Origin of the sequence: Methylobacterium sp. 22177, from assembly GCF_052045615.1 — a bacterium.
Lineage (GTDB): Bacteria > Pseudomonadota > Alphaproteobacteria > Rhizobiales > Beijerinckiaceae > Methylobacterium > Methylobacterium radiotolerans.
This window is the reverse complement of the sequence record NZ_JBQEPK010000135.1, coordinates 1-440: the sequence shown is the minus strand read 5'-3', so window position 1 is coordinate 440 and position 440 is coordinate 1. Positions and strand designations below refer to the sequence as shown.

Genomic DNA, 440 nt, shown 5'->3' with positions numbered 1-440 from the left:
AACGACGGCTGCGCCATCGCCCGGACCAGCGAGGCCAAGGCGCTCGGCATCAAGATGGGCGACCCGTACTTCAAGATCCGCGAGATGTGTCGGGCGCAGGGCGTGCGGGTGTTCTCGTCGAACTACACCCTCTACGGCGACATGTCGGGTCGGACCAACGCGGTGTACCGGCAGTTCAGCCCGCAGGTGGAGATCTACTCCATCGACGAGAGCTTCCTGAACCTCTCGGACGTGGCGCCGGCCTTGCGGGTCGAGCTCGCGCGGGACCTGCGCGCCACGGTCCGGGCCTGGACCGGGATCCCGACCTGCGTCGGCATCGGCCCGACCAAGACTCTGGCCAAGCTCGCCAACCACATCGCCAAGAGCGTTCCGGTGCTGGGCGGCGTGTGCGACCTGACCGACCCGGCGGCCTACGCGCACTGGCTGTGCCGGATCGACGT

At 68.4% G+C, this 440-nt stretch carries 1 protein-coding gene; it reads left to right on the top strand.

Annotation, left to right across the window (positions count from 1 at the left end; genetic code table 11):
- The coding region (locus tag ACTJK8_RS32400; protein ID WP_440763219.1) for a Y-family DNA polymerase at nucleotides 1-440 on the top strand (440 nt) is incomplete at both ends.